The sequence below is a fragment of the Pseudomonas sp. genome (assembly GCF_037994325.1).
In the GTDB taxonomy this organism is placed as follows: Bacteria; Pseudomonadota; Gammaproteobacteria; order Pseudomonadales; family Pseudomonadaceae; genus Aquipseudomonas.
Genome location: NZ_JBBNAH010000046.1, coordinates 1 through 6,885, shown reverse-complemented (window position 1 = coordinate 6,885; position 6,885 = coordinate 1). Strand labels below are relative to the sequence as shown.

Here is a 6,885-nt window from a genome sequence, read left to right as displayed (position 1 = left end):
CAACTCGCCCTCGCTACAGCCCAAGCGGCAGCCGATTCCAGCAATGTAAGGGGCAACGATAGGCACAAGAAAAACGCCTGCAATAGATAAGCGAAAACCCGCTGAGGACCGGTGCCCATCAGCGGGTTTATGTGCAACCGCAGCGGCGGATTAAACCGCGCTGTTACCGGCGAAGCGACGGTACAGCCAAGCGCTCAGCAGGCCCAGGGCCGACCAGAACAGCGCATTGGTGATCAACGAGGCCCAGATAAACTGATGCTCCAGCGCTTCCGGCGCCAGACTGGAATGCACCTCAGGCTGCGGCGCGCCGATCAGATGAGGCACCGCCAACAGCGCGGCACCGACAATCTTCACCGTCCAATGACGGGCAAATACCAACAACGCCAGGCCAACTGCCGTGGCCGTCGCGGTACCGATCCACCAGTACTGACGCAGCTGCAAATCAGCCGCCGCCGTGCCCGGCAATTCGGGCGGCAAACCCAGCGAAGGTGCCAGGCAGAAGGTGGCAAAGCCAGCCAGGCCCCAAAACAGCCCATCACGGGTACGGCCCGGCGCGCGCAAGGTATACAGGCCCGCCAGCATCAGCGCGAAACCCACGGCGACCACCAGATTGCCACCGGTGGTGGACAGCACACGCTGCCAACCGTCTTCTGGCGACCAGGCCTCGCTGCTGTGTTCATGTTCGTGGGCTGCAGCGCCCGCTTCATGGCTGTGTGCAGCCACTACGTGCTCAGCGGCAGGCTCGGCGTTTTCAAAGGTTTCACCCTTGAGAATCAGCGGCGCCACCCAGAAGCTTTGCAGCAACGTCAGCAACAGGGCAGCGGCCAGGCCAGCAAAACCGGCGGTTTGTGCGACTCGCTTAATCATCACAGCGACCCCTTAGTGGCACGGAAACGCGGCACTGTGACGGGTATCGTGGGCCGCGTTGTGCACCGCCTCGATATGGGAAAAGCCAGCGAAATACACCAGCAACGCGCCGAGTAGACCGGCGCCAATCGCTAAAGTCAGGCGCTGCGAAAGCGAGGCGCTGGCCTCGGCAGAATGTGTAAGGGTGCTACTGGACATGACCGTTCCCTCTGAACTGGAAATGAAAACGTAGCAGAAGGGAACGCACGAGGAGCCGAATGCGAATGCAATCAGACTTCCGGCTTGCGCCCGCCCACCGCGGGTTTTGCCAAACTGGATGAATTCAGGCCGGTCTCCGGGCTCGCGTTGTTGAAGGTTTCAACACACGCCTACCGTTGCGGGGGCAGCGTCGGACTGGCTACCCCAGGAATAAACCAGAGCGCGCACCGACTTCCCGTTTCACCTTGCGCACGACGACGCAAGACACCTGAAACAGCGCGCTAGAACACCATTTTCATGGACAAAGGTCAACGGTCGATCCAAACGGCCGCATCACCTTGTGATGCGATTTAACCGTCGGGTTGATATTAAATTGCGGGAAAGAGCCAGAAGCAGCGCGTTTACCGCATTTAAATGCGGCGATCCTAAATTTGACCCATCCCCCCGCACTGCGTAGCCTTGCCTGCTTCAAGGTTCTCTGCGCATTAGCGCCAGAGCTAAGAGGGAACGCGGTGCTGAGTTACAGCCAAAACCGCGGCTGCCCCCGCAACTGTGAACGACATTCTTTCTTCCAATGCCACTGCTCCAGCGGGAAGGCGAAGAAAGCGGCCTCCCGGTAAACCGGTGAGAGACCAAGTCGTGAGCCAGGAGACCTGCCTTGAAACTGCATTCAACCGGGCGGGGTGATCCGGTGGCGAACGCCTGATGCGAGCCCTTGCTCGCTGCAGTCCCCGCCGCTGCCCGCCGATCCGATTTCGCGCGTATCAAACAGGGCTGCAACCGATGAAAAGCTTGGCCAAACTTCCCGTCACCATCGTTACCGGCTTTCTCGGCGCCGGCAAAACCACCTTGCTGCGCCATATGCTCGACAACGCTGAAGGCCGGCGTATTGCGGTGATCGTCAATGAGTTCGGCGAGCTGGGCATCGACGGTGAAATCCTCAAGCAATGCACCATCGGCTGTACCGAAGAAGAAGCCAATGGCCGCGTCTATGAGCTGGCCAACGGTTGCCTGTGCTGCACGGTGCAGGAGGAGTTTTTCCCGGTGATGCGCGAGCTGGTGGCGCGCCGTGGCGACCTCGACCAAATCCTGATCGAAACCTCTGGCCTGGCCCTGCCCAAGCCGCTGGTACAGGCCTTTAACTGGCCGGAAATCCGCAATGCCTGCACCGTCGACGCGGTGATCACCGTGGTCGACAGCCCGGCCGTGGCCGCTGGCACCTTTGCCGCATTCCCGGATCAGGTAGACGCCCAACGCCGCGAAGACCCGAACCTGGACCACGAGTCGCCCCTGAACGAACTGTTCGCCGATCAACTGGCCAGCGCCGACTTGGTAATCCTCAACAAAGCCGACCTGCTCAGCCCCGAGGCCCTGGCTGCGGTGCGCGCCGAAGTGGCTGAAGAACTGCCGCCAGCGGTGAAAGTGATCGAAGCCCGCAGCGGTGTGCTGCCGCTGTCGGTGTTGCTCGGTTTGAACTCGGAAACCGAGCTGCATATCGACAGCCGCAAAACCCACCACGACCTGGAAGACCACGAGGAGCACGACCACGACGAATTCGACTCCTTCTCCGTCGAGTTGCCAGAAGTTGAAGAGGCACCCTTGCTGGCCGCCCTCAACGGCCTGGTCGAGCGCCATGGCGTGCTGCGTATCAAGGGCTTTGCCGCGATCCCGAACAAACCCATGCGCCTATTGATTCAGGGCGTGGGCAAGCGCTTCGACAAACACTTCGACCGCGCCTGGCGCAGCGATGAAGCGCGCGCCAGCCATTTGGTGATCATCGGTCAGGAATTGGATCAGGCGGTGATTAGCAACGAACTGCGTACGGCGCTAGCGTGACGATCGCGCTGTTTGCTCTTGCCCACTCTCCCGCTCAGGCGGTCGGCCAGACAAGAGGGCTGGGGAGAGGGGCTCTTTTGTGCGCTGCTTTTCGCTTCGCTGAAGATCAAAAGCCCTTCTCCTTCGGTCCCTCTCCCGCAAGCGGGCGAGGGATGCACAGCGCGTTGGGCGAATAACCCATGCACCTCTTACGCACCCAACCCGGTGGTTTTGTTCCCGCTGATGGCATTGCCCATCTGGCGCAAACCCCTGCGGATGTGGTGATTCTGTGCACCGGCGATTCGCACTTATCCCTGCTCGCCGCCGCTGCACAAAACCTCCCGGAGCATTACCCCAGCCTGCGCTTGGCCAGCCCCGCGCAATTGCAGAACCACGCCTCGGTGGACCTGTATGTCGACGAGGTGCTGCAACACGCCAAGGTCATTCTAGTGTCGGTACACGGCGGCCTGAGCTATTGGCGCTACGGCATTGAGCGCCTGATCGAGTTGGCTGAACGGGGCGCCACGCTGGTCTTGGTGCCCGGCGATGACAGCCCGGATCCCGAATTAACCCGCCTAAGCAATGTGCCAGCCGAGCAGGCCGAGCGCCTGTGGCAGTACCTGCGCCAAGGCGGGGTGGATAACGCTCAGCAGCTGTTCCATTACCTGGCCAGCACCTGGCTCCAGGGCGATTACCCCTGGGTTGAGCCCAAACCGTTGCCGCGCGTGAGCGTTTACCACCCGAGCAGCGCCAATGCGTCGCTGGCTGACTGGCAAGCCAGCTGGGTAAAGGGTCAGCCGGTGATCGGCCTGCTGTTCTACCGCACCCATGTGCAGTCGGCGAACACCGCGTTTATCCACCGCTTCTGCGAGCGCCTGAGCGCCCAAGGGCTTAACCCGCTGCCCATCGCCGTGGCCAGTTTGAAAGAAGCGGCGTGCTTTGCCGTGGTGGAAGATTTGCTCGATGAAAGCGCCGCCAGCCTGATCATCAATACCACCGGCTTTGCCCAGTCCAACCCCGAGCAGCCCAACCTGCGCCCTTTCCGCCGCGATGTGCCGGTGCTGCAAGCCATCTGCGCCCTGGATAATCAGCCGCTGTGGCTGGCCAACCCGCAAGGCCTCGGCTCGCGCGACTTGGCTATGCATATCGCCTTGCCGGAATTGGACGGGCGCATCATCACTCGCCCCATCAGCTTTAAAGGCCTGGCCTGGCGTAGCGAGCGCAGCCAGAGCGATGTGGTGTGTTACGAAGCCGACCTGGGGCGGATGGATTTTGTCGCCGAACTGGCGCGCCGTTGGGTCGAGCTGGCGCGCGTGCCGAATGCGGATAAACGCATCGCCCTGGTGCTGGCCAATTACCCGACTCGCGACGGCCGTATTGGCAATGGTGTCGGCCTGGATACGCCTGCCGCCGCGCTGAATATTCTGCGCGCGCTGCAAAGCGAGGGTTACCCGGTTGAAGGGTTGCCCGCCACCGGCACCGCGCTGATCCATGAGCTGCTCGGCGGCGTCACCAACGACCTCGACAACCTCGACTTGCGCCCCTGCGCGCAAAGCCTGGCGCTGGAGGACTACCAGCGCTATTTCGCCCAGTTGCCTGAGGCCAACCGGCAAGCCGTAAGCGAACGCTGGGGCGAGCCGCAGCAAGACCCGATGTTCCGCAGCGGCCGCATGATGATTGCCGGCCTGCGCTACGGCCTGACCTTTGTTGGCATCCAGCCCGCCCGTGGCTATCAGCTCGATGCCAGCGCCGTGTACCACGACCCCGATCTGGTGCCACCCCATGGTTACCTGGCGTTCTACTTCTGGCTACGTCACACCTTCGCTATAAACGCCGTGGTGCATGTCGGCAAGCACGGCAATCTGGAATGGCTGCCGGGCAAAAGCGTGGGTCTGTCGGACACCTGCTGGCCCGACGCGATCCTCGGCCCTATGCCCAACGTGTATCCGTTTATCGTCAACGACCCCGGCGAAGGCGCGCAGGCCAAACGGCGTACCCAGGCAGTGATCATCGACCACCTGATGCCGCCGCTCACCCGCGCCGAAAGCTACGGCCCGCTGCGCGATATCGAGCGCTTGGCCGACGAGTACTACGACGCCTCGCTGCTCGACGAACGCCGCGCCATGGAGCTACGCACTGAGATTCTTGACCTGGTGCGCGTCACTCAGCTCGACCGTGAGCTGCAATTGCAGATCAACGAAGACCCCAATTCCTGGCTGCCGCAATTGGACGCCTACCTCTGTGATTTAAAGGAATCGCAGATCCGCGATGGCCTGCATGTGTTCGGTGAATCGCCCGCCGGGCGCCTGCGTTTGGACACGTTGCTGGCACTGCTACGTATTCCCCGTGGCGACGGCAAAGGCCGCAACGCCAGCCTGTTGCAGGCGTTGGCCAAAGATCTTGAGCTGGGCGTTAACCCGCTTAACTGTGAGATGGCAGCGCTGTGGCAAGGGCCACGGCCTGCGGCATTGCAGACCATCAGCAGCGACAGCTGGCGCACCCACGGCGATACCCGTGAACGCCTGGAGCTGCATGCGGTGCAGCTGATCGAAACGGCGTTGCACGGCGCCGCGCCGGTGTGCGGCGAGCACACCCAGGCCGTGCTCCAGGCGCTACAGCAACAAGTAGCACCCACCCTGGACGCCTGCGGCCCAGCGGAAATGCACGGCCTGCTCAGCGCCCTGTGCGGCGCCTTCGTGCCGGCCGGGCCGAGCGGCGCGCCAAGTCGTGGGCGCCTGGATGTACTGCCAACCGGGCGCAATTTCTATTCGGTGGATGTGCGCAATCTGCCCACGCCGACCGCCTGGCGCATCGGTTTCCAATCCGCCAGCCTGCTGCTGGAGCGCCATCTACAAGACCACGGCGACCATCTGCGCCAGCTCGGCTTGTCGGTCTGGGGCACCGCCACCATGCGCACCGGCGGCGACGATATGGCCCAGGCCATGGCGCTAATGGGCGTGCGCCCGGTGTGGCAGGCTGGCAGCCAGCGTGTGGAAGACTTCGAGATCTTGCCGCTGTCGTTGCTCGACCGGCCACGGGTGGACGTCACCCTGCGGGTGTCCGGGTTTTTCCGCGATGCCTTTAGCAACCTGATCCGCCTGTTCGATGCCGCCGTGCAAGCCGTGGCCGAGCTTGATGAACCGGATGATATGAACCCGCTGGCCGCCCGTGTACGCCTTGAAAGTCAGCGCCTGCAAAGCCAAGGCGTTGCCGCCGAACAAGCGCGCCGCGAAGCCGGTTGGCGGGTGTTTGGCAGCAAGCCGGGGGCGTATGGCGCCGGCATCCAGAACGCCATTGAAGAGCGCCTGTGGCAAACCCGTGCCGACCTGGCCGAGGTCTATCTGAATTGGGGCAGCTACGCCTATGGCGCCGGCGATAGCGGCACGCCGGCGCGCGAGCAGTTTGTGCAGCGCCTGGAGCGTTTGCAGGCGGTGCTGCATAACCAGGACAACCGCGAGCACGACATCCTCGACTCCAACGATTACTACCAATTCCAGGGCGGCATGTTGGCTGCCGTGGAAACCCTGCGCGGCAGCAGCGTGGCCAGTTACCACGGCGATAACAGCCAACCGGATAACCCACGTATTCGCACCCTGAAAGAAGAACTCAACCGCGTGGTGCGCGCCCGTGCGGCCAACCCCAAGTGGATTGAAGGCATGAAACGCCACGGCTACAAAGGCGCCTTTGAACTGGCCGCCACCGTGGATTATTTGTGCGCCTTCGACGCCACCAGCGAACTGATCGACGACCACCAATACCAGCTGCTCACCGATGCCTATTTGCTCGACAAAGACACCCGCGACTTTATCCAGCAACACAACCCCGGCGCCCTACGCGATATCACCGAACGCCTGCTGGAAGCCCAGCAACGCGGCCTGTGGCAAGAGCCCGGCGAGTACCGCGACGCCCTGGAAAACCTGTTGATCGACAGCGAAGAGTAGGGTGTGCTGTGCGCACCCTGCGATCTCCCCTAAAACCGATGGTGCGCATAGCACACCCTACGTC

At 62.5% G+C, this 6,885-nt stretch carries 4 protein-coding genes and 2 riboswitches; of the genes, 2 read left to right on the top strand and 2 right to left on the bottom strand.

Translation table 11 applies throughout. The features are described 5' to 3' along the window. Positions 1-150: 150 nt before the first annotated feature. Both AAAB16_RS01400 and AAAB16_RS01395 read right to left on the bottom strand, forming a co-directional pair. Entirely contained in the window at positions 151-867 is a 717-nt protein-coding gene (locus AAAB16_RS01400; RefSeq protein ID WP_340661722.1) for a CbtA family protein, read from the bottom strand. A gap of 12 nt (positions 868-879) precedes the next feature. Then, the gene (locus AAAB16_RS01395; RefSeq protein ID WP_110615611.1) at positions 880-1,065 is read right to left on the bottom strand and encodes a CbtB domain-containing protein; all 186 of its coding nucleotides are present in this window, start codon (positions 1,063-1,065) and stop codon (positions 880-882) included. Between the two features lie 109 nt (positions 1,066-1,174). Further along, positions 1,175-1,352: riboswitch (cobalamin riboswitch) on the bottom strand. Between the two features lie 167 nt (positions 1,353-1,519). Further along, positions 1,520-1,741: riboswitch (cobalamin riboswitch) on the top strand. 107 nt (positions 1,742-1,848) lie between these two features. On the opposite strand from AAAB16_RS01395, the gene cobW reads away from it, so the two are divergent. Further along, positions 1,849-2,901 (top strand): cobalamin biosynthesis protein CobW, encoded by a 1,053-nt coding sequence (gene cobW, locus AAAB16_RS01390; RefSeq protein ID WP_340661721.1) that lies wholly within the window; start codon positions 1,849-1,851, stop codon positions 2,899-2,901. 179 nt (positions 2,902-3,080) lie between these two features. Next, positions 3,081-6,821 (top strand): cobaltochelatase subunit CobN, encoded by a 3,741-nt coding sequence (gene cobN / locus AAAB16_RS01385; protein ID WP_340661720.1) that lies wholly within the window; start codon positions 3,081-3,083, stop codon positions 6,819-6,821. Positions 6,822-6,885: the final 64 nt, after the last annotated feature.

What these genes read in the sequence shown, in the direction of transcription:
- AAAB16_RS01395 (WP_110615611.1), bottom strand. Translation starts at nt 1,065, where the DNA reads ATGTCCAGTAGCACCCTTACACATTCTGCCGAGGCCAGCGCCTCGCTT.
- cobN (WP_340661720.1), top strand. Translation starts at nt 3,081, where the DNA reads ATGCACCTCTTACGCACCCAACCCGGTGGTTTTGTTCCCGCTGATGGC.
- AAAB16_RS01400 (WP_340661722.1), bottom strand. Translation starts at nt 867, where the DNA reads ATGATTAAGCGAGTCGCACAAACCGCCGGTTTTGCTGGCCTGGCCGCT.
- cobW (WP_340661721.1), top strand. Translation starts at nt 1,849, where the DNA reads ATGAAAAGCTTGGCCAAACTTCCCGTCACCATCGTTACCGGCTTTCTC.